Origin of the sequence: Streptomyces caelestis, from assembly GCF_001279005.1 — a bacterium.
Classification (GTDB): domain Bacteria; phylum Actinomycetota; class Actinomycetes; order Streptomycetales; family Streptomycetaceae; genus Streptomyces; species Streptomyces heliomycini.
Window position 1 is genome coordinate 38,410 of sequence record NZ_LGCN01000051.1, and the last position, 25,191, is coordinate 63,600.

At 73.3% G+C, this 25,191-nt stretch carries 27 protein-coding genes; 12 read left to right on the forward strand and 15 right to left on the reverse strand.

Annotated elements, in window-relative coordinates:
* Positions 1 to 31: 31 nt before the first annotated feature.
* The 3 genes from ADK41_RS05325 (at position 32) to ADK41_RS05335 (ending at position 3,516) form a co-directional block, all read left to right on the forward strand.
* Positions 32 to 1,411, forward strand: coding sequence for an 8-oxoguanine deaminase (locus ADK41_RS05325; RefSeq protein WP_030831392.1), 1,380 nt, complete (start codon positions 32 to 34; stop codon positions 1,409 to 1,411).
* Between the two features lie 93 nt (positions 1,412 to 1,504).
* On the forward strand, positions 1,505 to 2,305 hold the full coding sequence (locus ADK41_RS05330) for a MerR family transcriptional regulator (RefSeq protein ID WP_030831395.1): 801 nt from the start codon (positions 1,505 to 1,507) through the stop codon (positions 2,303 to 2,305).
* Positions 2,302 to 3,516, forward strand: a complete 1,215-nt coding sequence (locus ADK41_RS05335; RefSeq protein WP_030831398.1) for a glycosyltransferase — start codon at positions 2,302 to 2,304, stop codon at positions 3,514 to 3,516. Before ADK41_RS05330 ends, ADK41_RS05335 begins: the two co-directional genes overlap by 4 nt.
* A 49-nt stretch (positions 3,517 to 3,565) precedes the next feature.
* On the opposite strand, the gene ADK41_RS05340 is transcribed toward ADK41_RS05335, so the two are convergent.
* The 6 genes from ADK41_RS05340 to ADK41_RS05365 form a co-directional block, all read right to left on the reverse strand.
* The gene (locus tag ADK41_RS05340) at positions 3,566 to 4,225 is read right to left on the reverse strand and encodes a peptidoglycan recognition protein family protein (protein WP_030831401.1); all 660 of its coding nucleotides are present in this window, start codon (positions 4,223 to 4,225) and stop codon (positions 3,566 to 3,568) included.
* 96 nt (positions 4,226 to 4,321) lie between these two features.
* Positions 4,322 to 5,203 (reverse strand): lysozyme, encoded by an 882-nt coding sequence (locus ADK41_RS05345; RefSeq protein ID WP_030831404.1) that lies wholly within the window; start codon positions 5,201 to 5,203, stop codon positions 4,322 to 4,324.
* A gap of 276 nt (positions 5,204 to 5,479) precedes the next feature.
* Positions 5,480 to 5,902 carry an acyl-CoA thioesterase gene (locus ADK41_RS05350; RefSeq protein WP_030831407.1) on the reverse strand — a complete coding sequence of 141 codons (423 nt, stop codon included), beginning with the start codon at positions 5,900 to 5,902 and terminating at the stop codon, positions 5,480 to 5,482.
* 62 nt (positions 5,903 to 5,964) lie between these two features.
* Positions 5,965 to 6,606, reverse strand: a complete 642-nt coding sequence (locus ADK41_RS05355) for a hypothetical protein (protein WP_030831410.1) — start codon at positions 6,604 to 6,606, stop codon at positions 5,965 to 5,967.
* The gene (locus tag ADK41_RS05360; RefSeq protein ID WP_030831413.1) at positions 6,603 to 6,809 is read right to left on the reverse strand and encodes a DUF397 domain-containing protein; all 207 of its coding nucleotides are present in this window, start codon (positions 6,807 to 6,809) and stop codon (positions 6,603 to 6,605) included. The genes ADK41_RS05355 and ADK41_RS05360 overlap by 4 nt, the downstream gene beginning before the upstream one ends.
* Entirely contained in the window at positions 6,809 to 7,636 is an 828-nt protein-coding gene (locus ADK41_RS05365) for a helix-turn-helix domain-containing protein (RefSeq protein WP_030831415.1), read from the reverse strand. The genes ADK41_RS05360 and ADK41_RS05365 overlap by 1 nt, the downstream gene beginning before the upstream one ends.
* 148 nt (positions 7,637 to 7,784) lie before the next feature.
* Here ADK41_RS05365 and ADK41_RS05370 point away from each other — a divergent pair, with 148 nt between their 5' ends.
* Positions 7,785 to 8,240, forward strand: coding sequence for an ATP-binding protein (locus ADK41_RS05370; RefSeq protein ID WP_030831418.1), 456 nt, complete (start codon positions 7,785 to 7,787; stop codon positions 8,238 to 8,240).
* A 33-nt stretch (positions 8,241 to 8,273) separates the two neighbouring features.
* Positions 8,274 to 8,843: an SMI1/KNR4 family protein gene (locus ADK41_RS05375; RefSeq protein WP_030831422.1), complete on the forward strand. Its 570-nt coding sequence runs from the start codon at positions 8,274 to 8,276 to the stop codon at positions 8,841 to 8,843.
* 132 nt (positions 8,844 to 8,975) lie between these two features.
* On the opposite strand, the gene ADK41_RS05380 is transcribed toward ADK41_RS05375, so the two are convergent.
* Entirely contained in the window at positions 8,976 to 9,401 is a 426-nt protein-coding gene (locus ADK41_RS05380; protein WP_030831425.1) for a MarR family winged helix-turn-helix transcriptional regulator, read from the reverse strand.
* A gap of 183 nt (positions 9,402 to 9,584) precedes the next feature.
* Here ADK41_RS05380 and ADK41_RS05385 point away from each other — a divergent pair, with 183 nt between their 5' ends.
* The gene (locus ADK41_RS05385; RefSeq protein ID WP_030831427.1) at positions 9,585 to 10,229 is read left to right on the forward strand and encodes an MBL fold metallo-hydrolase; all 645 of its coding nucleotides are present in this window, start codon (positions 9,585 to 9,587) and stop codon (positions 10,227 to 10,229) included.
* A 190-nt stretch (positions 10,230 to 10,419) separates the two neighbouring features.
* On the opposite strand, the gene ADK41_RS05390 is transcribed toward ADK41_RS05385, so the two are convergent.
* A complete protein-coding gene (locus ADK41_RS05390) occupies positions 10,420 to 11,379 on the reverse strand; it encodes an MBL fold metallo-hydrolase (RefSeq protein WP_051843382.1) in 960 nt (319 codons plus the stop codon).
* 154 nt (positions 11,380 to 11,533) lie between these two features.
* On the opposite strand from ADK41_RS05390, the gene ADK41_RS05395 reads away from it, so the two are divergent.
* Positions 11,534 to 12,391: a helix-turn-helix transcriptional regulator gene (locus tag ADK41_RS05395; RefSeq protein WP_030831430.1), complete on the forward strand. Its 858-nt coding sequence runs from the start codon at positions 11,534 to 11,536 to the stop codon at positions 12,389 to 12,391.
* Positions 12,392 to 12,442: 51 nt separating this feature from the next.
* Here the strand turns inward: ADK41_RS05395 and ADK41_RS05400 are convergent, their stop codons facing one another.
* Complete coding sequence (locus ADK41_RS05400) at positions 12,443 to 13,255, reverse strand: NAD(P)H-binding protein (protein ID WP_030831431.1); 813 nt, start codon at positions 13,253 to 13,255, stop codon at positions 12,443 to 12,445.
* An 87-nt stretch (positions 13,256 to 13,342) separates the two neighbouring features.
* Here ADK41_RS05400 and ADK41_RS05405 point away from each other — a divergent pair, with 87 nt between their 5' ends.
* Positions 13,343 to 13,765 carry a winged helix-turn-helix transcriptional regulator gene (locus ADK41_RS05405; protein WP_030831432.1) on the forward strand — a complete coding sequence of 141 codons (423 nt, stop codon included), beginning with the start codon at positions 13,343 to 13,345 and terminating at the stop codon, positions 13,763 to 13,765.
* A 166-nt stretch (positions 13,766 to 13,931) separates the two neighbouring features.
* On the opposite strand, the gene ADK41_RS05410 is transcribed toward ADK41_RS05405, so the two are convergent.
* A complete protein-coding gene (locus tag ADK41_RS05410; protein WP_030831433.1) occupies positions 13,932 to 14,258 on the reverse strand; it encodes a hypothetical protein in 327 nt (108 codons plus the stop codon).
* A gap of 42 nt (positions 14,259 to 14,300) precedes the next feature.
* Positions 14,301 to 15,509, reverse strand: a complete 1,209-nt coding sequence (locus ADK41_RS05415) for a pyridoxal phosphate-dependent aminotransferase (protein WP_030831435.1) — start codon at positions 15,507 to 15,509, stop codon at positions 14,301 to 14,303.
* Positions 15,510 to 15,592: 83 nt separating this feature from the next.
* Between ADK41_RS05415 and ADK41_RS05420 the strand changes: the two genes are divergently transcribed.
* Complete coding sequence (locus tag ADK41_RS05420) at positions 15,593 to 16,219, forward strand: winged helix-turn-helix transcriptional regulator (protein ID WP_030831438.1); 627 nt, start codon at positions 15,593 to 15,595, stop codon at positions 16,217 to 16,219.
* Positions 16,220 to 16,266: 47 nt separating this feature from the next.
* Here the strand turns inward: ADK41_RS05420 and ADK41_RS05425 are convergent, their stop codons facing one another.
* From ADK41_RS05425 to ADK41_RS05435, 3 genes are read right to left on the reverse strand one after another with little or no spacing between them, the layout of a single operon-like run.
* Positions 16,267 to 17,076: a hypothetical protein gene (locus ADK41_RS05425; protein ID WP_030831440.1), complete on the reverse strand. Its 810-nt coding sequence runs from the start codon at positions 17,074 to 17,076 to the stop codon at positions 16,267 to 16,269.
* Positions 17,076 to 18,350, reverse strand: coding sequence for a VWA domain-containing protein (locus ADK41_RS05430; protein WP_030831442.1), 1,275 nt, complete (start codon positions 18,348 to 18,350; stop codon positions 17,076 to 17,078). Before ADK41_RS05430 ends, ADK41_RS05425 begins: the two co-directional genes overlap by 1 nt.
* Before the next feature lie 45 nt (positions 18,351 to 18,395).
* A complete protein-coding gene (locus ADK41_RS05435) occupies positions 18,396 to 19,904 on the reverse strand; it encodes an IucA/IucC family protein (protein ID WP_030831445.1) in 1,509 nt (502 codons plus the stop codon).
* A gap of 46 nt (positions 19,905 to 19,950) precedes the next feature.
* Between ADK41_RS05435 and ADK41_RS05440 the strand changes: the two genes are divergently transcribed.
* A complete protein-coding gene (locus ADK41_RS05440; RefSeq protein WP_078662078.1) occupies positions 19,951 to 21,501 on the forward strand; it encodes an IucA/IucC family protein in 1,551 nt (516 codons plus the stop codon).
* A gap of 1 nt (position 21,502) precedes the next feature.
* Here ADK41_RS05440 and ADK41_RS05445 read toward each other — a convergent pair whose 3' ends face one another.
* Positions 21,503 to 23,611 carry an MMPL family transporter gene (locus ADK41_RS05445; RefSeq protein WP_030831450.1) on the reverse strand — a complete coding sequence of 703 codons (2,109 nt, stop codon included), beginning with the start codon at positions 23,609 to 23,611 and terminating at the stop codon, positions 21,503 to 21,505.
* Positions 23,612 to 23,686: 75 nt separating this feature from the next.
* Between ADK41_RS05445 and ADK41_RS05450 the strand changes: the two genes are divergently transcribed.
* Both ADK41_RS05450 and ADK41_RS05455 read left to right on the forward strand, forming a co-directional pair.
* The gene (locus tag ADK41_RS05450; protein ID WP_030831453.1) at positions 23,687 to 24,196 is read left to right on the forward strand and encodes a MarR family winged helix-turn-helix transcriptional regulator; all 510 of its coding nucleotides are present in this window, start codon (positions 23,687 to 23,689) and stop codon (positions 24,194 to 24,196) included.
* Positions 24,197 to 24,223: 27 nt separating this feature from the next.
* Positions 24,224 to 25,150: a HipA family kinase gene (locus ADK41_RS05455; RefSeq protein ID WP_030831456.1), complete on the forward strand. Its 927-nt coding sequence runs from the start codon at positions 24,224 to 24,226 to the stop codon at positions 25,148 to 25,150.
* Positions 25,151 to 25,191: the final 41 nt, after the last annotated feature.

A 25,191-nucleotide genomic window follows, 5' to 3' on the forward strand; every position in this document is an offset into this window, starting at 1 on the left:
GGCACTTCGGCGTACCCGGAAAGGACCGGCCATGGCAGCGGACCGGCGCACCGTCATCGATAACTGCGCGATCGCGACCGTCGACGCACAGGACACCGAGTACGCGTCGGGGCACGTCGTCCTCACCGGCAACCGCATCGAGTCGCTCGGCGCGGGCGCGGCCCCCGCGGGCCTGGAGAACGTCGTCCGCCGGATCGACGGCACCGGGCACCTGGCGACCCCCGGCCTGGTCAACACCCACCACCACTTCTACCAGTGGATCACCCGGGGCCTGGCCACCGACCACAACCTCTTCGACTGGCTCGTCGCCCTCTACCCGATGTGGGCGCGCATCGACGAGCCGATGGTGCGCGCGGCGGCCCGGGGCTCCCTCGCGATGATGGCCCGCGGCGGCGTCACCACCGCCACGGACCACCACTACGTCTTCCCCCGGGGCGCCGGCGACCTGTCCGCCGCCGTCATCGGCGCCGCCCGTGACCTGGGCGTCCGCCTCACCCTCGCCCGCGGCTCCATGGACCGCGGCGAGAAGGACGGCGGACTGCCCCCGGACTTCGCCGTCGAGACCCTCGACGACGCGCTCGCCGCCACCGAGGAAACGGTGCGCCGCCACCACGACGCCTCCCCCGGCGCCATGACCCAGGTCGCCGTCGCCCCCTGCTCGCCCTTCTCGGTCTCCACCGAACTCATGCGGGAGGGAGCCGGACTGGCCCGGCGGCTCGGGGTGCGCCTGCACACCCACGGCTCGGAGACCGTGGAGGAGGAGAAGTTCTGCCACGAACGGTTCGGCATGGGCCCGACCGACTACTTCGAATCCACCGGCTGGCTCGGCGAGGACGTCTGGATGGCGCACTGCGTCCACATGAACGACTCCGACATCGCCGCCTTCGCCCGTACGAAAACCGGCGTCGCCCACTGCCCCTCCTCCAACGCCCGCCTCGCGGCCGGCCTCGCCCGCGTCCCCGACCTGCTCGCCGCCGGCGTCCCGGTCGGCCTCGGGGTCGACGGCACCGCCTCCAACGAGTCCGGCGAACTCCACACCGAACTGCGCAACGCCCTGCTCGTCAACCGCCTCGGCCCCCACCGCCAGGCCGCCCTGACCACACGGCAGGCGCTGCGCCTCGGCACGTACGGCGGGGCCCTAGTGCTGGGCCGCGCGGGGGAGACCGGCTCCCTGGAGCCGGGCAAGCTCGCCGACCTGGTGCTGTGGCGCATGGACACCCTCGCCCACGCCTCCATCGCCGACCCGGTGGCCGCGCTGGTCCTCGGCGCGGCGGCCCCGGTCACCGCGTCCTTCGTCGACGGCCGCCAGATCGTGGAGAACGGCCGCCTGCTCACCGCCGACGAGGACGAGATCGCCCGCTCCACCCGTACGCAGGCCCGGCGGCTGGCCCGGATTGCCGCACGCGACTGAGCACCCCGGCGCGTCCGGCGGGCCGGACGGGCACGGGTTGACCCTCCCCTTACGTCAGGCTTGAGACTTCGGGCCGAGGAAAGGGGCGGACGAGTGGGCTATTCCGTGGGGCAGGTCGCGGCCTTCGCCGGGGTGACGGTGCGGACGCTGCACCACTACGACAAGGCGGGGCTGCTCTCGCCCGGCGACCGCAGTCCCGCCGGCTACCGGCTCTACGGCGAGGCCGACCTGGTGCGTCTGCAGCAGATCCTCTTCTACCGGGAGCTGGGCTTCTCCCTCGACGAGATCGCCGAGATCTTCGCGGACCCGCAGGCGAACGCCCTGGAACACCTGCGGGCCAGACAACGGAAGCTGGAGGAGGAGATCGCCCGGCTGCGGCGGCTGGCCGAGGTGGCGCAGCGGGCGATCGAGGTCCAGCGGACCGGAGTGCCGTTGACCCCCGAGGAGCGCTTCGAGGTCTTCGGCGAGATCACCTTCGACCTGAGCTACGCCACCGAGGCGGAGCTGAAGTGGGCGCACTCGGCGGGGCGGCGCGAGGCGATGGAACGCGCGGACGCCCACACCAAGGAGGACTGGCGCCGGCTCATGGAGGAGGCCGCCGCCTGGCGCGCGGAGCTGCTCACGGCCTTCGACCAGGGGGAGCCGGGCGACGGCGAGCGGGCCATGGACCTCGCCGAGGAACACCGCCTGCACATCTCACGCTGGTTCACCTCCTGCCCGTTCGACATGCACCGGCGCATCGCGGACGACTTCGCCGCCGACCCGCGCGCCTTCGCCCTGGTCGTACCGCACTCGCAGCAGCGCCCGGGCCTGGCCGCCTACCTGCGCGAGGCGGTCCACGCCAACGCCGCCCGCCGCACGGGCGGCCCTGCCGAACCCGAGGAGAACCGATGAGGATCCTGATCGCCGCGGCCGGATCGCGCGGCGACGTCGCGCCCTACACGGGCCTGGGAGCCGCACTGCGCCACGCCGGACACGACGTCACCCTGGCCACCACGGACGCCTTCGCACCCCTGGCACGCGACGCCGGACTGGCCTTCCGCTCCCTGCCCGCCGATCCACGCGGGCGCGGCGCCGTCACCGACAAGCGCGAACTGATGCGCAGCGCCGCCGCGTTCATCGCCGAACTGGGCCAGGGCTTCGCCGACGCGATGACCGAGGGCACGGACCTGCTCCTGCTGTCGACCACCACGGCCCCGCTCGGCTGGCACCTGGCCGAGGCCACGGGCACGCCGACCCTGGGCGCGTACCTCCAGCCCACCGCGCCCACCGGCGACTTCCCGCCCGTCGTCACCGGATCACGCTCACTGGGCCGCACCGCCAACCGGCTGGCCGGACGCTTCGCGCTGCACATGACCGACCGCCTCTACGCACAGGCGGCCGCACGACTGCGCCACCGACTCCAGCTGCCTCCCCTCTCCGCCGCCCGGACGCGCCGACGGCAGGAGCGGGCGGACTGGCCCGTCCTGCACGGCTTCAGCACCGTCCTGGTGCCCCGCCCCTCCGACTGGCGCCCCGGCCTGAAGGTCGTGGGCAACTGGTGGCCCCACCACGAGGCGACCGAACGGCTTCCCGCACGGGTGGAGGACTTCCTGGACGCCGGCCCCCGGCCCGTCCTCATCGGCTTCGGCAGCATGGCGGGCGGCCACGGAGAACGGCTGAGCGACCTCGCGGTGCGCGCCCTGCGCCGCGCCGGACTGCGCGGCATCCTCCAGACGGGAAGCGCCGGGCTCGCCGCCGACGGCGACGACCTCCTCACCGTCGGGGACCTGCCGCACGCCCTGCTGTTCCCGCGCCTGGCCGCGGTGGTCCACCACGCCGGAGCCGGCACCACCGCGGCCGCGCTGCGCGCCGGGGCGCCGGCGGTCCCGGTGCCGGTCACCGCCGACCAGCCGTTCTGGGCGGAACGGCTCGCCGCCCTCGGCGCCGCGACCGAGCCGATCCCCTTCGGGTCCCTCACCGCCGAACGGCTCGCCGACGCCCTCGACCGGGTGGTGGGGCGGCAGACGTACGCGCGGGCCGCCGCGACGGCGGCCCGGCACATGGCGACCGAGGACGGAGCGGGCGACGTCCTCAAGACCGTCGAGCGGCTGACCGGGAGCTGACGCCGGCGGCTTCCCGCCCACCCCGGCCCCGCGGCCGGCCGGCCGTACGCTACGCCGCCCGCGCCGCCGCCACCTCCTCCCGCAGCCGGGGCAGCATCTCGTGGTACACGCCCGGGCACAGCGTCCCGCCGTACTCCTTGTGGCCGTGGAGCCGCGCGGAGGGGATGCCGTACCGCGCGCACACGTACGCGCACAGCGTCACCAGGACGTCCCACTGGGCGTCCGGCGGCACCGCGCCCGCGTGGTACGCGCCCTCGCACGCGATGCCGACGGCCTGCTCGTTCTGTCCGGAGGTGTGGGAGCCGAGCACGAAGTCCCGGCCTCCGGCGAGCGCCCGGAGGCTGCCGTGCCGGCCCTCGGTGATCCAGCCGCCCCGGCTGACCAGGAAGTGGTAGCCGGTGTCGACCCAGTCGTTCTTGTCCAGGTGCAGGTCCTGCACCCAGTGGGCGTGGGCGTGTGCCTGGGCGCGGGAGAAGTCGGAGCCGTTGGCGCTCACCGTGTGGTGGATGACGATTCGGCTCGGCCGGTACCGCAGGAGGCCGATGGTCCCCTGCGGGGAGCGGGCGCCCCAGTCCGCGGTGGAGTCGATGTCCGGCTCCATGGCGTCGGCGTCGCGTGCGTGCGCGGTGCCCGGCAGGACGGTGGCGGCGGCCAGGGAGGCCGCGCCGGAGAGCAGGAGACGGCGCCGGAGGGCGTTGTGGGGATGCACGTCACTCCTCGTGGGGAGGGGGTGGGGAGTGGTGGGGCCGGCGACGGAGGGCCGCCGGTCCCACCACGTGATCGCGTACGTGCCGGGCCCGCGCCGTCAGGTGTCGTCGGCGAGCGCCAGCAGCCGGTCGCGGGAGCCGTTGAACTGGTCGCGGTCCACGTTGCCCGAGACGCCGGGGACCGAACCGGTGCTGGTGTACTGCCACACCGTCCAGGTGGGGAAGCCGCTGGGGACGGCCGGGGAGGAGGCGGAGGTCCAGTGCGCCACCCACAGGGGGCTCTTGGCGGACATGCCGGTCCAGTTGCCGGTGCAGGTGTTCCACCAGCTCGCCGTCGTGTAGATGACGACATCACGGGTGGTGCGCGCCTTGTACGTGGTGTGGAAGTCGTTGATCCAGGTGCGCATCTGTGTGGTGGACAGGCCGTAGCACATCGCCCCGTACGGGTTGTGCTCGATGTCCAGGACGCCGGGCAGCGTCAGGTGGTCCCGCGACCAGCCGCCGCCGTTGGCGGCGAAGTAGGTCGCCTGGGCGGTGCCGCTCGAGGCGTCGGGGAGCGCGAAGTGGTACGCGCCGCGGATCACGCCCGCGGCGTGCGCGGCGGGGTAGTTGGTGTTGAACCGGTCGTCCTTGTAGGTGGTGCCCTCGGTCGCCTTCATCCAGGCGAACTGGATGCCGGCGTCGCGCACCGAGGTCCAGTCGATGCCGCCCTGCCAGTGCGAGACGTCGATGCCCTGCACGCCGTCGGTGGGGGCGAGCAGGCCCCGCGCCGGCTTCTCGGCGGGAACGCCCTCGTGGATGCGGGCGCCGACGCCCATGTAGGCCTGGCCGGGCTGGACGTGGAGGGGCTTCGGATCGGGCCGCGGTGCTGCGTTCGCGACGCCGACGGTCGTGGCCGTGAGCGCCAGGGCGGCGCCGAGGACACCGAGCGCGGTGGCCGTCCGTCTTCCGAGGCGGAAGACGCGGGGGAGTACCTGCATGGGACCTGCCTCCTGACACATGTGGGGATGAGAAGGAGGTGACGTCGGCCGCTGCCACCCGGACAGTTCCGTACTTTCTGGCGTGCGCGCGTCATTAATTACGCACGTGCGCTCACCACCTGTAAAGGGTTTCCCGTTCTCTCTGGTGGTCTGGTCCACCGTAGGAGTGGATGGCCAGGAAACGTGGGAGCCGAACGGAGGAAACTTTCATCGGATGAAAGGAGAACCGGGCCCCGGTTTCCCGGAGCCCGGCCGCGGAGGGCGCGCCCGCGGTCCCTACAGCCCGAACGGACCGGCGTCCTCCGTCAGCTCCCGGAAGACGTCCTGAGGGTTCGGCACCAGCTTGCGCTTCTCCAGGTCCAGCAGACCGCCGACGGCCGTGATCTCGGCCGCCACGGTGCCGTCCGTCTTGGTGACGGTCTGTTCGATGGTGAAGGTCTTGCCCCCGTTCCAGACGAAGACGCAGCTCACGTCGACCTCGTCACCGGCCAGGAGCTCGCGCCGGTAGCGGATGGTGGTCTCCAGGGCGACCGGCCCCACGCCCTCGGAGCGCAGGCGGGACTGGGTGATCCCCGCTTCCCGCAGCAGCGACCAGCGTGCGTGCTCCGCGTAGTTGAGGTACACGGCCTGGTTGAGGTGGCCCTGCACGTCGGTCTCGTACCCGCGCACGGTCACCCGGACGGAAAACGGCTCGCTCATCGCGTCTGTCCCTCTCACGCCTGATCGGCTGGTCGCCCGACCCGCCGATCCTGGCATGTCCCTCACACCCGGCGCGGGGAGGCCAGCAGATAGCGGGCCCGCGTCCTCGGCTCCGTGTACTCCCCGACCTGCCAGCCGGCCCCCTCCAGGGTGGTCGCGCAGGCCCGCAGCGCCTCGCCGTCCGGCTCGTGCACGGCGACCGCCTCGGGCTGCGGGGTCTCCCGCACCCGGTAACCGCCGCCTTCGGCGTCCGCGCCGGCCGGGCGGTGCCCGGCGGCCTCCAGGGCGAGCGCGGCGGCCTGCACCAGGTGCGCGCGCTCCCAGCCGCACGGCCGGTCGGTGGCGCCGTCGGTGTTGGTCATCCGGCGCAGCTCCAGCATGCCCTGCCAGGCGCCGCGCACCTCCCGGAGCCGGGCGGGGCCCGGCTCCGGCGCGGGGTGCTCACCGCCGACCCGCGCGGCGAACACCCCGGTGGGGGCCGGTCCGTCCGTTTTCACCGGGGCGGGCTCCGGCTCCGGCTCCGCCTCCCGTATCCGATGCCCCGCCGGGGTCAGGAAGTGATCGTGCGGCGGCCTCGGGTGCCGGAAGGCGAGCCCGCGCTTCACCAGCGCGGCGAGCTGTGCCGGCGTGCCCCTCAGCCGCCCGGTGCCGGGATCGGCGGCGTCGACGAGGCGGCGCTGCGCGGCGGTGAGCGGTCGGGTCATCGGCGTCCGCAGGCGTACGGGAGGAAGGTGGCCCACTGCCGGGGGGCGAAGGTCAGGCGGGGGCCCTGTATGTGCTTCGAGTCGCGGACGTGGACGGTTTCGGGGGCGAAGGCGACCTCCACGCACTCGGGGCCGTCGTTCGTGCTGTAACTGCTCTTGAACCACTCCAGCGCGGGACCGTTCCCGGACGGGCGGTTGGTCATCAGGTCTCTCCCAGCACTTTCTCGATGAAGGCCAGCGACTCACGCGGTGCGAGGGCCTGGGCCCGGATGATGCCATAGCGGATCTCGAGAAGTTGGATCTCTTTGGGGTCGGAGATCAGCCGACTGATCAGCTGGACCTCGACGTGGCCCACAGTGACCCCCTCCTTCAGCCGCAGCAGTTGAAGCGCCCCAGCGAGCCCCGCGTGGTCCTCACGGTCTGTGGGCAGCACCTGGATCTCCACATTTCGCCGCTGACCGACCTCCAACAAGCGTTCGAGCTGTTTCCGCATCACCATTCTGCCCCCGAGCGGGCGGCGCAGCGTCACCTCTTCCTGGACGAAGCCGAAGACGGGAGCGGGCTGCTGGTCGAAGACCCTCTGACGTGCCAAGCGGGCCTCGACCAGCTCGTCCACCTGCTCCTCCGTGTACGGAGGCCGCCGCATGCCATAGATGGCCCGTGAGTACTCCGGTGTCTGAAGCAAGCCGTGCACGACGTGATTGGCGTAGGCGCACAACTCGACCGCCTCTTCCTCCAGCTTGGCCAGGTCCCGCACCTTCTTGGGGAACCGGGCCTTCGCCACGTCGTTCTTCAGCCCCGAGATCAGCCCGCCCGCTTCGAGCACCCGGTCCGCCGCCTCCAGGAACTCCTCCGCCGGAGCCCTGCGCCCGCGCTCGACGGACGAGACCTGCTCCTCGCTGTACCGAATGGCCGTTCCGAGACCGGCCTGGGTCATGCCCGCCCGCTCCCGGCACATCTTGATGACCCGTCCGACGGTCCGCAGGACGGCCGCCGACTCCTCGTCCGCGCCGTAAGGTTCCACGCTCATGTCCCCACACCTCCGTGGGGTCAACACGCGGCGGGTGCGGGACGTCACGCGTCGCGACCCGGACAGGCCCGGACACCTTCCGTACGGCGCTCCCGGGTACGGCAGCCGGGTCTGTTCACGGCGGAGCCGGATGGACACGCTGAGTGACATGAACGTCGAGATCGCCCCCGTGGACGAACACACCGGCCCCGCCCGCCGCTTCCGCATCCGCCTCTCGGCCACGGCCCGGGGCGCCCGGCTCGCGCGTCACCTGACGGCGGGCCAACTGGCTTCGTGGGGCCGTCCGTACGACTCCGAGGGCAACCGCACGGCGTCACTGCTCGTGGCCGAACTCGCCGCGAACGCCGTACGGCACGGGCGGGTACGGGGCCGTGACGTCGTCCTGCGCCTGACCCTGCACCCGGAGGACGCCACACTCCGTATCGAGGTCACGGACGCCCGCCCGGACCGCCACCCCCCGACCCCCGGCGCGCTCGCCCCCGCCGAACCCGACACGGAGTCCGGCCGGGGCCTCCTCCTCGTCGAGGCGCTGGCCACCCACTGGGGCACCACCTGCGGAGACCCGTACACCAAGACGGTGTGGTGCGAAGTCCCGCTGGGGTGACGGCTCGGGAGCCGGTCGAAGGGGCAGTGGGCAATGGGTGCGGTGGAGAGCTGGTCCCGCGTGATGCGTCTGCTCCGGGAGCACGCCCCGGCCGATCACGCGGATCTGCCCGGACCCGCCACGGAGGAGATGCTCGCGCACGCCGAGGAGCGGATGGGTCTCTCCTTCCCTCGGGATCTGCGGGCGTGGCTGCTGCGGAACAACCTGGACCTTCCCGAGGAGGACGTGGACGACGACGCGCAGTGCTGCGGCTTCGCCGGGTTCCCGGACGAGGGGAGTTTCTTCCTGGGCATCCGTGCGATGGAGAGGCTGTACGCGAACCGCGTGACGTCCGTGGGCTTCGACCCTCCGGACCAGCCGGACAACCCCTTCTGGCGCAACGAGTGGATCCCGTTCCTGTCGGACCGGGACGGCTGGTCGGGGAAGTTCATCGACGCGCGGGACGGACGCATCGGCAGATGGTTCGTGGGTGAGATCACGATCACGGGCGAATACGAGACCCTGGCCGACTATTTCGACTCCCTGGCGCGGACGCTGACCAGGATCGTCGACGGGAGTCACCCGGTGTGCCGGGTGTCCGAGGGCCGTCTCGTCTGGTCGTGACCAGCCGATGGCCCGGTACGGGTCGGGGCGGTGAGCGAGGAGCCGGGATGTCGGATGGCGGTGCGCGGCGAGCGCGGAGTCTCCCGGTGACCGGCGGTCTTCGCCGAAGTCATCCGCATGGCAGCCCCTTGGCTACTCGCCGTTCAAGTGTGTGGTCAGGCGTGACAGCAGCGGCAACGCCGCCTCAAGCGTCTTTCGTTCATCGGAACTGAGGACGTCGTTGATCGCGGTGCCGAGCCAGTCGGCACGCCTTCGGCGCTCCTCGGCCAGCCGGCCGCTTCCCGTCGGCGTGAGGTGGAGCAACACCTTGCGCCCGTCGCTGGGGTGTGCCTCGGCGCGCACGAGGCCCTGAGCCAGGAGTTCCTTGACCGCCTTGGCGGCCGACTGGTGGCTGACTCGCCGCTGTTGTGCGATGTCGGCGGTGGTCAGCGGGCCGCCGCGGTCCAGGTAGCCCAGGACCGCGGCCTCGCCGGGCGGCATCTTGTCGGCAGTGCGCACCGTGCGTACGAGCCGTCCGACAGTCAGGCGAAGTTCTTCCGCCAGCTGATTCTCGTCCATGGCGCCAGCTTACCCACATTCGTAAACCAAACTGTACAACCTATATGCATTGTTTGGCTTGGCGTCACAGGGGTCGGGGCGGGGTGCCGAAGTCAAGGCGCCGACGACCCTCGCGACGAGATGTCTACAGCCAGACTGTACAGTCTGGCTGTAGAAATGTGGTCGGCTCGGAAAGGACCCACCGTGAAGCTCACCAAGCACGCCCATGCCTGCGTCACGCTCGAGAAGGACGGCACCCGCCTGGTCATCGACCCCGGCACCTTCACCCCGGACGCGGCAGAGACCGTCGCCCGGGCCCACGCCGTCCTGATCACCCACGACCACTTCGACCACTTCGACGAAGAGCTCGTCGCCGCTGCTCTCGAAGCCCGGCCCGGGCTGCAGGTCTACGGCACAGCCGCTGTCGCGGCCACCCTCGGCAGCCACGATGGCCGCGTTCACGCCGTCGCCGCGGGCGACGCCTTCAGCGTCGGTTCCCTCACCGCCACCGTCCACGGCCACCGTCACGCGCCGATCCACGCCGACATCCCGTGCCCCGACAACGTCGGCTACCTCCTCGACGACGGAGCCGTCTACCATCCCGGCGACGCCTACTTCGCGCCCGGCGTTCCCGTGCGCACTCTCTTGCTGCCGACCAGCGGCCCATGGACGAAGCTCGGTGAAGCCGCCGACTACGTCCGCACCGTCAGGCCCGAGCGCATCATCCAGATCCACGAACTCATGCTCAGCGACCTCGGTCAGCACTCCACCGCCCGTCTCCTCGGCGAGAAGGGCCTGACCGGCACCCCGATCGACCGCCTCGAGCCCGGCACCACCGTCCAGCTGTAAGACCCCGGACCCCAGGGGGCGGGCATGCGTTCCGCGGCATGTACGGCCGGCGGCTCGACCGCGTCGCCGAACGAGGCGGGTCCGCTTCCCCGCGTACGCCCCGGAGGAACGCCGTCGGCTGGTCGATGCCGCGCACCGTCCCCGTGCGCACCGGGGCAGCGGGTGTTCATCGAGGCCGAGGACCAGCGCGTCATGCGGTTCCGCCTCGCCGGGCGCGGACCGCAGCCGGCGCGCCCGCAGCTGCCGTACGGGAGAAGGGCGCCCAGCGGGAGAGGCCGAAGCCGGCGCCCTCGCGGCGGATCTCGAAGGCGCCGTGGCCGGGCAGATGGGCGGGGAGCACGAGGGCGTTGTGGTCGGCCGCGTAGGCGAACATCCGTGCCCGGCTGGCGCGGGCGGCGTCCTCGTCCTCCTCGAAGCAGCTGTTGAGGTGGGGCTCGTGGATCTGGATCGCGCCGTGCAGCAGGTCACCGGCGAACACCGCCCGGTCGCCCTCGGACTCCAGGTGGACGACCGAGGAACCCGGGGTGTGCCCGGGGGCCGGTTCGAGTCGGAGGTGGGCGTCGATGACGTAGGAGTCCTCCCAGGTCGTGACGAGCCCCGCGTCGATCACCGGCTGGACGCTGTCCTCGTAGACGTTCTGGTTCCCCCGGCCGAACCGGGTGCGGTGCAGGTTGTCGGGATGCCAGTACGTGACGTCGGTCTGCGGCATCAGGTACGTTGCGTTGGGGAAGGTGGGCACCCAGTCGCGTCCGTCGAGACGGGTGTTCCAGCCGACGTGGTCGTCGTGCAGATGCGTGTTGACGACGAGGTCGACGTCCTCCGGCCGGACGCCGGCCGCGGCCAGGTTTCCCAGGTAGTCGGTGTCCAGGTACGACCAGATCGGTTGCAGGGGACGGTACTTGCCGTTGCCCGCACCGGTGTCGATCACGATGACCCCGCCCTCGCTGCGCAGCACCCAGGACTGGGTGGCGACGCGGGTCAGGTCGGTGCGGGCGTCCCAGTGGTCCGGGTCCAGCAGGGCGGCGTGCCGCTGCCATTGCTCCGGCTCGCTGCCGGGGAAGAACACGTCGGTCGTCATCGGTGAGACGTCGGAGAACTCGATGACGCGGGTGATCTCGACGTCTCCCAGTTTCAGGGTGGTGGTGGGCATGTGTCTCCCTCGTTCGGAGCGGGGGCCGCGGAACGACGTCCGCGGCAGGCCGTGCCCTCGACTCTGCGGGCCCCCGGCCGGGGCGGCCAGCCCCGCTCCTGCCTACCCCTGCCAGGTGCAGGCTGCGGGCGTCGCCGCCGCGCATACTGGGCCCATGGACCGCAGATCACCGCTCGGCGAGTTCCTGAGGGCGCGGCGGGCGCGGTTGAGCCCGGACGACGTCGGCCTGCCCCGGTACGGGGACCGGCGCCGGGTGCCCGGGCTGCGCCGGGAGGAGGTCGCGATGCTCGCGGGGGTCAGCGCCGGCTACTACACGCGGCTCGAACAGGGACAGCCGGTCAACGCCTCGGCGGAGGTCCTCGACGCGATCGCGACCGCCCTGCGACTGACCCGGGCCGAGCGGGAACACCTGCACGTCCTGTCGACGACGCGTCACCGGGCCCGGCCGGCGACGCCCCGCACGGAGCACGCCTCCGCCGATCTGCGCGCGCTGCTGACCACCATGGACCACGTGCCCGCCCTCGTCGTGGGCCGCCGCAACGACGTGCTGGCCTGGAACGCGGCCGGGCACGCGCTGCTCGCCGGGCACCTGGATCCCGCCTCGCCCGACGGCCCCGACACCCGCCCCAACCTGTCCCGGCTGGTCTTCCTGGACGCCCCCACCCGCGCCCTCTACCGTGACTGGCCCGCCAAGGCCCGCGCCGTGGTCGGCAACCTGCGCAACCTGACGGCCCGCGATCCGAAGGACGCCCGCCTCGCCGCGTTGCTCGGCGAACTGAGGAACCGCAGCCCCGAGTTCACCGCCCTGTGGGACGAACACACCGTCGACCCCTGCGGCCGCGACGTCCACGCCCTGGCACACCCGGTCGTCGGGGACCTCACCGTCACGCAGCAGGCGTTCCGGGTCCCGCAGGAACCGCATCAGTCCCTCGTCACCCTCACCGCGGAGCCCGGATCCCCCTCCGCCGCGGCCCTGACGACGCTGCGACGGACGTGCGGCGCCGTCCCGTGACCTCGGCAGGCGGGCCTGCCGACCGGTGAACCCGGGCCGCCGTAAGGGCGCTCACTCCGGCCGTGCGGCGGACGCGGCCGCGGCGGCCGTGGCCAGCGGATCGCGGAGCGGACGGCCCAGCAGGTCCGCGAGGTCGTGGGTGGTGCCGTCCAGGAAGCCGTGCCGGACGCCGGTGGCGATCGAGACCAGCATGGGCGGCTGGAACGGCAGCAGCCCCGGGGTCTCGTCGAGGAGCCTGCGCCGGTACTCGCCCAGGCCGACGGAGCGGTGCGGGACCCCCAGCCGCGTCGCCACCCGCTCCGCCGTGACCGGCGTGCCGACGAGGTCGAGGACGCGCCCGGAGTGCCGCGCCGGATCGGCCGCGACGAGCGCCGCCGCGTCGGCGAGGTCGGCCCGCGCGACCGCGGCCAGGGCCCCGTCGCCGAACGCGGATTCCAGGGCTCCGTCCGTCCACATCAGGAGACCGCCGAACAGTTCGGCGTAGAGGCCGTTGCGCAGGATCGTCCACGCCAGGCCGCTCCGGCGCACGAGGCGTTCGGTCGCACGGTGGGCCAGTGCGAAACCGAGATGGTCGCCGGCGCCGGTCAGGCTGGTGTAGACGACGTGGCGGACACCGTCGCGGCGGGCGGCGTCCAGGACCGCCGTGTGCCGCGCGAGGACCTGGTCGTCCTCGGCGTAACCGGCGGAGACCAGCACCAGGGTCGACACGCCCGCCAGGTCGAGGCCCGGGGGGTCGTCGAAGTCGAGCCGCCGCGTTCCGTCGTCCGGCGTGCGGCTGCCGCCCGTGGCGGCGGCGCCGTCGGCGCGCAACCGCGCGAGAACGGCCGAGCCGAGGTTCCCGTTCGCTCCGGTCACCAAGATCATGTCAGTCGAAGTCTTCCGTCGTGGTTCTCATCGGTAACTACGCTTGATCCTCGACCGCACGCAGCCCGGCCACAAGAAGGCATCCTGATGTCACTCACGCACACGGGGGTAACCACCGCCCCCGCCGAACTCGATCCCTGCGGACGGGAGGACCACCCCGACTGCGGCATCCGCGACGTCCTGGACCGCATCGGGGACAAGTGGTCGGTGCTCGTGATCGTCGAACTGGCGGGCGGACCCCGCCGGTTCCGTGAACTCCAGCGCGCCGTCGAGGGCATCTCCCAGCGCATGCTCACCCTGACGGTGCGCAGGCTCGAACGCGACGGCCTCGTGCTGCGCACCGTGTACCCGACGGTCCCGGCCCGGGTCGACTACCGCCTCACCGGGACGGGGGCCGGCCTGACCCATCTGGTCAAAGCACTCGCCGACTGGTCCCTGGCCCACCGCGGGGCCATCGCCGAGGCGCGCCGCGCCTACGACCGGGCCCACCCCGACCACGACATCCGCTGACGGGGATCCTCGCCCCGCTCCGGGATCCCGGCGACAGGTCACGTGGTCCCGCAACGGGTCCTTCCCGCCCCGGTCGAGGCGGCGGCCCGGAACGAGGGACACGGTGACGTGCCGGACACGTGGGACGAGGCCCCGGCCTCCCGCGGCCCCGGTGGGGGCGGGGAACCTAGCCCGTGAACTCGGGCGCCTGGTAGGGCGTCCACCAGCTGAGCAACCCCCAGACCCCGAGCGCGAGCGCGCCCGCCGCGACCACGGCCGCGAGCCAGGGGCGGCGCAGCGCGCGCAGGGTGAGCAGCCAGGCGGCGAGCGGGACGAGCGCGCCGCCGGCGGCGATGAGCGGGAGGTCGACGTAGAGGACGCTCAGGTCCCGGTGCATGCCCTCGAACCCGCCGTGGACGCTGACCCGCGCCCGCGGCGCCCAGGCGCCCGCCGCGACCACCGCGCCGAAGGCCGCAAGGAGGATGCCCGCACAGCCCAGTCTCTCTTCCCGCATACCTTGATCCGACGTGATCGTCCCGGCGGTGGTTCCCGGGCCCTACTGCCGGTATCCGCTCAGGAACCGCCCGATCCGGCCGATCGCCGTCTCCAGGACGTCCGCGTGGGGGAGGGTGAGGATGCGGAAGTGGTCGGGGGAGGGCCAGTTGAAGCCGGTGCCCTGGACGACCTGGATCTTCTCCCGCAGCAGCAGGTCGAGGACGAACCTCTCGTCGTCGTGGATCTCGTGCACCTTCGGGTCCAGCCGCGCGAACGCGTACAGCGCGCCCTTCGGCTTCACGCAGCTCACGCCGGGGATCTCGTTCAGCTTCTCCCAGGCCACGTCCCGCTGTTCGCGCAGTCGTCCGCCGGGCTCGGTGAGCTCGTGGATGGACTGGCGGCCGCCGAGCGCGGCCTGGATGGCGTACTGGGCGGGCGCGTTGGCGCACAGCCGCATGGAGGCCAGCATGGTCAGGCCCTCGAGGTAGTCCTTCGCGTGCTGCTTCGGACCGGTGACCACCAGCCAGCCGGAGCGGAAGCCCGCCACGCGGTAGGTCTTGGACAGGCCGCAGAAGGTGAGGACGACCAGGTCGGGGGCGAGTGCGGCGGTGCAGTGGTGCACGGCGTCGTCATAGAGGATCCGGTCGTAGATCTCGTCGGCGAAGACCATCAGGCCGTGCCGACGGGCCAGGTCGAGGATGCCCTCGAGCACCTCCTTCGGATAGACGGCGCCCGTCGGGTTGTTGGGGTTGATGACGACCACGGCCTTGGTGCGGTCCGTGATCTTCGCGGCCATGTCGTCCAGGTCCGGGTACCAGTCGGCCTGTTCGTCGCACAGGTAGTGGACCGCCTTGCCGCCCGCGAGGTTGGTCACCGCGGTCCACAGGGGGAAGTCCGGTGCGGGGATCAGGACCTCGTCGCCGTCCTCCAGCAGGGCCTGCACGGCCATGGACACCAGCTCGGAGACGCCGTTGCCGAGGAAGACGTCGTCGACGTCGACCTCCAGGCCCAGGGTCTGGTAGCGCTGCGCCACCGCGCGGCGGGCGGAGAGGACGCCGCGGGAGTCGGTGTAGCCGTGCGCCCGGGGCAGCATCCGGATCATGTCCTGGAGGATCTCCTCCGGCGCCTCGAAACCGAACAGGGCCGGGTTGCCGGTGTTCAGGCGCAGCACGCTGTGCCCCGCCTCCTCCAGCGCGTTGGCGTGCTCGATCACCGGACCGCGGATCTCGTAACAGACCTCGCTGAGCTTGCTCGACTGCCGGAACTCCATGCGCCGCTTCCCCTCACGTCGTGTTGCTTGGTTTTACCAAGTGGGAGCTTGGAAAGTCCAACAACATGTCTAGACTGCGTCGCATGTCACCACGCCGAAGCTACGACCAGTACTGTTCCGCAGCCCGCGCGCTCGACGCCGTCGGCGACCGCTGGACCCTGCTGATCGTCCGGGAACTCCTCGCGGGACCGCGCCGCTACACCGACCTGCACGCGGACCTGCCCGGCGTCAGCACGGACGTACTGGCCTCCCGGCTCAAGGACATGGAGCGCGACGGCCTCGCCACCCGCCGCCGGCTGCCCCCGCCCGGAGCGGCGTACGTCTACGAACTCACCCCGCGCGGAAGCGCGTTGCTGCCCGTCCTCCAGTCCCTGGGCGCCTGGGGCGAGGCCGAACTGGGCGAGCGGCGCCCCACGGACGCGGTGCGGGCCCACTGGTTCGCGCTGCCCCTGCTGCGCGCCCTGGAGGGCGAGGGGCTGGTCGAAGTCCGCCTGGAGGAGGGCAGGTTCCACCTGCACGTCGGCGCCGGGGGCGGCCCCGTGTACGGCGACGGCCCCGCCCCCGGGGAGCCCGACGCCCTGCTCTGCCTGGACACCGCCGTCTGTACGGCGATCAGCCGCGGCGAGCTGACCCTGGCCGACGCGATCCGCGCGGGACGGGTCGAGGTGACGGGCGACGGCACGCTCGCCAAGGCCCTGCGGGACACCTGAGACGAAAAAGCGGAAGGCCCGCACGGGGCGGGCCTTCCGGGAGGGCGTCACGCGGTCGGCGGCACTCCGGGCGGACGCCCGGACCCCCGCGTCAGCCGGTAGCCGGCGACGCCCGCCAGGGCGGCCAGGACGCCGCCCGCCGCCGTCCATGTCCAGCGGTCGGACCACCAGCCGGAGGTCCAGCCGTCCTCGGGCTCCAGATCGGCCAGGACGGCGGTGGGCGAGTCGTCGTCCTTCGCTCCCTCCGGCTCGGCGCGCGTCGCGATGCCCGGCACCAGCGGTTCGGACAGCGCGCCGTCCACGGCCGCCGCGCCGCCCATGTCCTTGGACTCGACCCGCAGTTCGGCGTTCACCGGCTGGCCCAGGTCGGCCGTGGACAGGCGCAGCGCCGTGAGGCGGACGTAGTACGTGCCCGGCAGCGGGTCGTTCGCCCACGGCTCCGACCAGGCGCGGACCGTGCGCAGCACGCACTCCAGCTCCACCGAGGGCCGGTCCGCCCCGGCGGTGCGGGTCTGCGCGCCGTACTGGCAGGCCTGGCGGCGGCGCAGACCGTCGTACACGTCGATCTGCCAGGTCTCGGCCGCGTGGCTCTCCGGCAGCTTCACCGTCGCGCGGACGGTGGGGCGCTGCCCGGCGTCCGCCGGGAACGACCAGTACAGGTAGTCGCCCGTGGAGGCGCGCGCGGTGGCGGTCCGCCCCTGCGCGACCTCCGTCGCCGTGCGGAACGAGGTGCCCGCGCGGGTGGGCGCCCCGTCGTCCCCGGACGCGCCGGGGGAGGGGGAGGAGTCGGCCGCGGCGGGGGCGGCGGCCAGCCCGAGCGTCAGCAGGGCGGCACTCAGTACACGTACGGCGCGCATCAGTTGGTCCTCCAGACGGCGACCCGCCAGCGTGACAGCCAGCCCCAGACGAGACCGGCGAGGAAGCCGGTGAGGATCAGCGCGCCGAGCAGCCACCAGCCCCGGCCGAGACCGAAGGAGGCCACGTCGTCCGCGCCGTCCGGCGCGTCCACGACGTCGACCGTCAGCTCCAGCGGAAGACCGGGCGTGGTCTTCACCCCGGAGTCCGCCGAGAAGGAGGTGGTCACCGCCAGGCACACGGTCTCGGCGGCGGGCTTGCCGCTGTCGTCGTCGTCCCGCTCGGGCTTCGGGTACCGCAGCCCGGTGGACAGCACGTCCGTACGGCCGGTGCCGGTCGCCTCGCCGCGCACGATCTCCCGGTCGTGCACGGTGACGGCCCGCAGCAGCACGCCGTGGTCCGGGCGCACGGCGCGGTCCGCCGCCACGCTCACCGAGGCGCGCAGCTCCTGCCCCGACAGCAGCTCCACGCGGTACCAGCGCTGCTGCCCGAACTCCGCACGGTCGGTGTAGAGGCCGGACTCCAGCACCGGCGCCTTCTCGCACGAGCCGGCGCCCTGGGCGGCCACCGGCGTCACCACGGGCTCGGCCGCGCGGTCCACCAGCTCGTTCACCCGGTCGGTGAGTTCGTCCTGGTGCTCGACCGAGGTGTACGTGCCGCCGGTCGCCTCGGCGATGCAGCTGAGCTGCCGGCTCAGCTTGGCGTTCGGCACCAGGCCCAGGGTGTCGATGGTCAGGCCGATGCCCTTGGCCGCGATCTCCCGGGCCACCTCGCACGGGTCGAGCGGGGCGCAGGTGTCCTCGCCGTCGCTGATCAGCACGATCCGCTTGGAGCCGGCGCCGCCCTCGAGGTCGTCGGCCGCCTTCAGCAGGGCGGGGCCGATCGGGGTCCAGCCCGTCGGGGTGAGCGTGGCCACCGCCGTCTTGGCCTCGGTGCGGTCCAGCGGGCCGACCGGGTAGAGCTGCGCGGTGTCCTTGCAGCCCTCCTTGCGGTCGTCGCCGGGGTAGTTCGCGCCCAGCGTGCGGATGCCCAGCTCGACCTCCTCCGGCGTCGCGTCCAGCACCTCGTTGAACGCCTGCTTCGCCGCCGCCATCCGGGACTGCCCGTCGATGTCCTTGGCCCGCATCGAGCCGCTCACATCGAGGAGGAGGTTCACCTTCGGCGCGTCCTGGCCCGTGGGTTCACCGGCGGCCGCCCCGGCCGGGAAGGCGAGCCCGGCCGTCAGTGCGGCGAGCAGGGCACAGGCGCCTGCCACCGGCCGTTTTCTTCTGATCATCGGCGGATCCTATTGATCGGGAGCGCCGTGCTCCAAAACGGGCCGTCATCCGGACCCGTACCGCAGCGGATTGGGCAGCTGCGTCCATTGGTCCCCCGCTGTCCGCGGCGACAGCCGCATCAGCGTCAGCGCCTTCGCCGGCAGCGGCCCGTCGAGCAGGGCGGTCAGGTCCGGGGTGCGCGGCAACCGCGGCACGGCGCTCTCCAGGGCCGCCCGCAGCGCCGGTCCCGATCCCGCCGTGCCCGCCAGCGCGCCGGCCACCAGCGAACCGAACAGCTTGCGGCGCAGGGCGCGTTCGTCGTCCGTGACCATGCGCGCGGGCAGCCGCCCGGGGAGCGGGACGCCGTGCCGGGCGAGCCGGGCGGGGCTGACCCGCAGATCGGCCAGATCGCGGTAGACCAGCCGCACCGGGTCCCCGTCCGGTTCCAGCACCACCAGCAGGTTCTGGCCGTGCGCCTCCAGCGCCACCCCCAGCTCCAGCAGCCGCAGCCCGACCGTGAGCGCCAGCCGTGCGAACCGGCCCGCCCAGGCGGGCGAGCGGGGCAGTCCGGTGGTCGCCAGCGCCGCCACCGGGACGACGCGCTCCCCGGCCGCCGCGTACTCCTCCGGCGGCTCGCGCAGCAGCGCCGCCAGATCGGGGGACCCGGCCGCCACCGCGCCCAGCGTGCGGGTGACGTGCAGCAGCCCGTCCGTGCGCGCCGCCACCGCCTCCCCGAAGTCCGACAGCACCGCCGACGCGGCCACCGAGCCGAGCGAGATGTCCCGCACCGAGGACGTCAGCCGGGCGCTCAGCGCCGTCTTGACGTGCGGCCCCTCCGGCAGCGCGAGGGTGCGCAGCGCCATCAGCGGACGCGCCGCGAGGCGCCGCCCGCCCGTCCGCTCCAGCACGTGCGCCGCCTGCCACGGATGCACCGGCACCACCACCCGCCCCGGCTCCCGCAGCCACGTCGGCCACACCCCCGTCACCAGGCAGCCGGCCTCCGGCACGGGTACCAGTCCCAGCTCCACGACCGGCCCGTGCTCGGGCCCGTAGGCGAGCTGCTCGGCCACCGAGAAACCCGGCCGGCAGCGGCAGCCGGGGTGGAACGGATGCCCGTCGACCACTCGCTGCTCCCACTGCCAGCCCTCGGTGGGCCACCGTGCCGGGTGATCCCGCCGCCCCGCCCGGGACAGCGCCAACGACGCCGCGCTGAGCCCGAGTTCGGTGGCGAACGCCGCCGAGTGCGGTACGGCCAGCTCCGTCATCAGCCGCGCCGGATCGGCGTAGGCCGCCCCGTCCAGCCGTACGGCGGTGACGTACGCGCCGGTCGCGTACGGATCCGCGTGCGGGCCGCGCAGCCGCCGGCCGTCCGCCAGCCGCAGGGTGAGCCCCTCGCGGTCCGCCTCCCGGCGGACGATCCACGGCAGCGGCTCGTGCGCGAGACCGCGCCACAGCCGGGTCAGCACGGCCGCGCGGGCGCCGGGCAGCTCCTCGGCGTACCGGGGCACGAGAGCGGGCCGTACGACGGCCAACTCGTCGGCGACCTCGGCCTCGGCGGTGGGGGGACGGTGCACGGGCGGGCTCCTCGGTGACGCGCGGGACGGGGCGTGGGGGTGGACGATGACAGACATACTGATCGTCTCCGTCCGGACAGACCGTAAGGAACCAGAGGAACGCGTGGACCTCATCACCCCGCCCGCGGACGACGACACGGCCCGCCGCGCCGACGCGTACGCGGCGGTGCCGCTGCTGAACTGCCTGCTGCGCGAAGTGGCGCGGCCCGTGCCGGGACCGGGGACGCACGCGACGTACCGCCTGCCCGGCACCGGCCGCCTGCTGCGGGTGCGCGGCACCCGGCGCCCCCGCGCACCCGAGGTCCACGCCGCGGGCGCCTGGCGCCGCGTGGGCCACACGGAGCTGGTGAAACTCGTCGCCGAGGAACTGCGCCGGCACACCGGTCTGTCCAACCACGAGCTGCCCGCCGAGATGCTCGACAGCCGGGAGGCGGTGGCCGCGCTGCTCGCCGCCCGCGCCCGGGCCACGCCGCCCGACGACCCGTACCTGCGCTCCGAGCAGGCCCTCGTCACCGGCCACACCCACCATCCCGCCCCCAAGGCGCGGGGCGGCGGCCCGGCGGCGGCCTGGCTGCCGTACGCGCCCGAGGCGCACGCCCGCTTCCCGCTGACCCTGCTGGGGCTGCGCGAGGACACGGTGGTGGAGGAGGGGGACACCGCGGCCCTCGACGGCCTGGGCGCGGCGCCGCCCGGCTACCGCCTGCTGCCCGCCCACCCCTGGCAGCTGGAGCTCGCGGCCCGGGACCTCGCCCCCGCCTTCGCCGACGGCCGACTGGTCCGGCTGGGCACGACCGCCTTCCCGGTGTGGCCCACGGCGGCGGTCCGCACCGTCTACGCGCCCGAGCGCGACCTGTTCCTGAAGTTCAGCCTGGACGTGCGCATCACCAACGACGTCCGCCGGCTGTGGCGCCACGACCTGCTGAGGCTCCGTACCACCGACACGGCCGCGCGCGACGCCTTCGCCGAGTCGGACGCGGCCTGGCAGAGCGACCGCGGGCACCGCACCGCGGACTTCGCCCACGAGCAGCTGGCCGTGGTCGTCCGCGACGGCCTGCGCGGCCACCTCCCGCCCGGCGCGACCCCGTACCTGGCCGCCGCACTGGTGGAGGGCTTCGACGGCAGTCCGCTGGCCGCCGCCCCGCGGCCGGCGGACTGGTGGGGGGCCTACCTGTCGCGGGTGGTTCCCCCGGCCCTGACGGCCTTCGGCGGACACGGCGTCGTCCTGGAGGCCCACCTGCAGAACACGCTCGTCGCCATGGACCCCGACGGCACGCCGGTACGGGCCCTGTACCGGGACGCGGAGGGCGTGAGACTCCTGTCCGAGGTCTCCCGGGAGGCGGGCTGGGAACGCCTGGTCTACTGCCTGGTCGTCAACCACCTCATGGAGGTCGCCGCCGCCCTCGCCGACCACCACCCCGGCCTCGACCCCTGGCCCGCTCTCCGCCGCGAACTGGCCCGGCACGACCTCCCCGAGATCCCCGCCCTCCTCACCGCCCCCACCCTCCCGGCCAAGACCAACCTCCTGCTGCGCTGGACCGCGGCGGACGGCGCGGACGCCCGCTACCGTCCGCTGCCCAGTCCGCTGGCCGGCGGGTGACTCAGCTGCGCTCCGCCCGCGGCGCGGGCCCCGCGCCGTCGCGGGCCAGGGCTCCGGGCCACCACGCCCGGGGCCCGATGTCGATCACCAGCGCGGGGACCAGCAGCGAGCGGACCACGAGCGTGTCGAGCAGCACGCCGAACGCCACGATGAAGGCGATCTGCACCAGGAAGGCCAGGGGGATGACCATCAGCGCGGCGAACGTCGCGGCGAGCACCACACCGGCCGAGGTGATCACCCCGCCGGTCGTGGTCAGCCCGCGCAGCACGCCCCGCCGGGTGCCGTGCACGAGCGCCTCCTCCCGCACCCGGGACATCAGGAAGATGTTGTAGTCGACGCCGAGGGCCACCAGGAACACGAACCCGTACAGCGGGACCGACGCGTCGGTGCCGCTGAAGCCGAGCAGGTGCTCGAAGACGAGGGTCGAGACGCCGAGGGTCGCCAGGAAGTTGAGCGCCACGGTCGCGACCAGCAGCACGGGCACGAGCAGGGAGCGCAGCAGCAGGACGAGGATCAGCAGGATGATGACGAGCACGACCGGGACGATCAGGGTGCGGTCGTGGGCGGCGGTCCGCTGGGTGTCGTACTGCTGGGCCGTGTAGCCGCCGACCAGCGCGTCGGCTCCGGAGACCGCGTGCACGCTCTCGCGCAGCCGTTCGACGGTCGCCTTCGCGGCGTCGCTGTCCGCCGCGTCCTCGAGGGTGGCGTCGATGCGCACGCGCCCGTCGACGACCAGCGGCTCACCGGCTCCCGGCCGCCCCGAGGCGGAGACGGCGCCGGCCGAGTCCACGCCCTGCGTCCTGCGCGCCGCGGCCGTCACCTCGGCGCCGCGGTCGGCGTCGGCGATGATGACGGCCGGGTTCCCGGACCCGCCGGGGAAGTGCTCGCCGAGCGTCTTCTGGGCGGCGACCGAGGGCGCGTCGTTCACGAAGATCTCGTCGAGCGGCACCCCCTTGGCGGACAGGGAGGGGGCGAAGGCGGCGAAGACGGCGAGGACCAGCGCGGTCAGCAGCCACACCCGGCGCGGCCGGCGGTCCACGGTCGCGGCGACCCGGCGCCACACGCCGTGCCCCTCCACGGACGCGTCCGGCGCCTTCGGCCGGGCGGGCCAGTACGCGGCCCGGCCCAGCAGGGCCAGCACGGCCGGCAGGAAGGTGAGCGTGGAGAGCACCGCGCACACGATGCCGATGGCGCCGACCGGTCCCAGGGCGCGGTTGTTCGTCAGGTCGCTGGCGAGCAGGGCCAGCAGCGCGAGCGCCACGGTGGCGGCGCTCGCCGTGATGGCGCCGAAGGACCTGCGCACGGCCGTCACCGCGGCCGCGTACCGGTCGCCGCGCTCGGCGAGCTCCTCGCGGAAACGGGCCGACAGCAGCAGGGCGTAGTCGGTGGCCGCGCCGATCACGAGGATCGAGAGGATGCCCTGCACCTGGCCGTCGACCCGGACCACGTCCCGGTCCGCCAGCGCGTAGACGACGGCGCAGGCGAGCCCCAGGGCGAAGACGGAGCCGAGGATGATCAGGAACGGCAGCAGGACGCTCCGGTAGACCAGCAGCAGGATCAGCAGGACGGCGCCGAGCGCCACGCCCAGCAGCAGTCCGTCGATGCCCGCGAACGCGTCCGACAGATCGGCCTGGCTCGCCGCCGGACCGGCGATCCGCGCCGTGGTCCCGGACACGCCGTCCGCCGCCCGGCGCACCTCGTCCAGCACCTCGGGCAGCGCGTCGCCCAGGTCGGGCTCGAGCTGGACGACGGCCTGCATGGCCTCCCGGTCCTCGGAGACCAGCGCCGGAGAGGGCCGGCCGACGACACCGGCGCGGCCGGCGAGGGCGCCGACCGCGTCCGAGGCGGCGGTCTGCTGGGCCCCGGTGACCCGGCCGCCGTCCGTCGTCCAGACCACGACGGCCGGCACGGTCTCGGACTGGTCGAACGCCTTCTGGGCATCCAGTACCCGAGTGGACTCGGCGCTCTGCGGGAGGAAGGAGGCCTGGTCGTTGGTGGCCACCTCGCCCAGCTTGCCCGCGTACGGCCCGAGGGTCCCGCCCACGCCCAGCCAGACGATCAGCAGGGCGAGCGGGACGAGCCACCGGGCCCGGCTCGGTGCGTTCTTCATGTGGATCCCCATGCGCCGAAGGAGTAAGTCAATGATTAAGTATCTCAATCGTTGAGTGATTCTATACTGGCGGGCATGAGCGGCTCCGGCACCCCCTCGGCACGTACTTCGGCGGACGACCCGACAGGGTTGCAGTCCTTCGCGGTCCAGTTGCGCCGAATGAACAGCGAGTTCAACCGCATCGCCCAGGAGTTCGCGCACGCGCAGGGTCTGCACCCCACCGACATGCAGGCCCTGATCGCGATCCTGGACGCGGACGCCGACGCCGGCGCGCCGGGCGAGCCCATGACGCCCGGCCGCCTGCGCAAGCAGCTCAACCTCACGTCCGGAGCGGTGACCGCGTGCCTGGACCGCCTGGAGCGGGCGGGCCACATCCGGCGCGTCCGGGCGGCCGACGACCGCCGGGTGGTGCACCTGGAGTACGCGGCGCAGGCCAGGAGCCTGGCCAGGGAGTACTTCCGGCCGCTGGCGCACAGCACCGACACGGCGCGCGGCCGCTTCACCTCCGAGGAGCTGACGGTGGTCGTGCGGTTCCTCAGGGAGATGAACCGTGAACTGGTGCTTTTGCGGCAGCACGCGGGCTGACGGGAGGCCGCGGGTAGGGTTCGGGGCATGCTGACCGAGGTCACCGCCACCCGTTACGTCACGCCGCTCCACCAGGGTGGCTCCGTGCCCGGCGTCTTCGAGGCCGACGACCTGGGCACCTACGTCGTCAAGTTCACCGGCTCCGCGCAGGGGCGCAAGGCGCTGGTCGCCGAGGTGATCGTGGGGGAGCTGGCCCGGGCCCTCGGGCTGCGCTTCCCCGAGCTGGTGCTGGTGCGCTTCGATCCGGCGGTGGCGGACGGCGAGCCGCACCAGGAGGTGCGGGAGCTGCACGCCGCCAGCGCCGGCGTCAACCTCGGCATGGACTACCTGTCGGGCGCGCAGGACCTCACCCCCGAGGTCGCCCGGGTCTTCCCCGTCGAGCCGCTGGAGGCCGGGCGGATCGTCTGGCTCGACGCCCTCACCGTCAACGTGGACCGCACCGTCCACAGTTCCAACCTGGTCGTGTGGCCGACGCGGGGCGTCGCGCCGCCGAGGCTGTGGCTCATCGACCACGGGGCCGCGCTCGTCTTCCACCACCGCTGGGAGGGCTCGGACCCCGCCAAGGCGTACGACTTCCGTCATCACGCCCTCGGCCGCTACGGACCCGACGTCCACGCGGCGGACGCCGAACTCGCGCCGAAGGTGACCGAGGAGCTGCTGCGGTCCGTCACCGCCGAGGTCCCCGACGACTGGCTGGCCGACGACCCCCACTTCGCCACGCCCGATGAGGTCCGCGAGGCGTACGTGACGTACCTGCACGCGCGCGTGCGGACGTCCGGGGCGTGGCTGCCCACCGACTTCCCCGGCCCGGACGAGCTCGCCGAGGAGAACGCCCGGCGGGCGGCGAGGACGCGGCGGGGGCGTCCCGACTGGCTGAAGCGGGTTCCCGACCTGCACGGCAAACCGGCGGCGGCCCAGGACTGGTCGGTGCACCTGGGCCGCTCGGACCCGTAGGGGCCGGCCCTTGAGCCGCTCGTACGCCGGCAGGGTGAGGA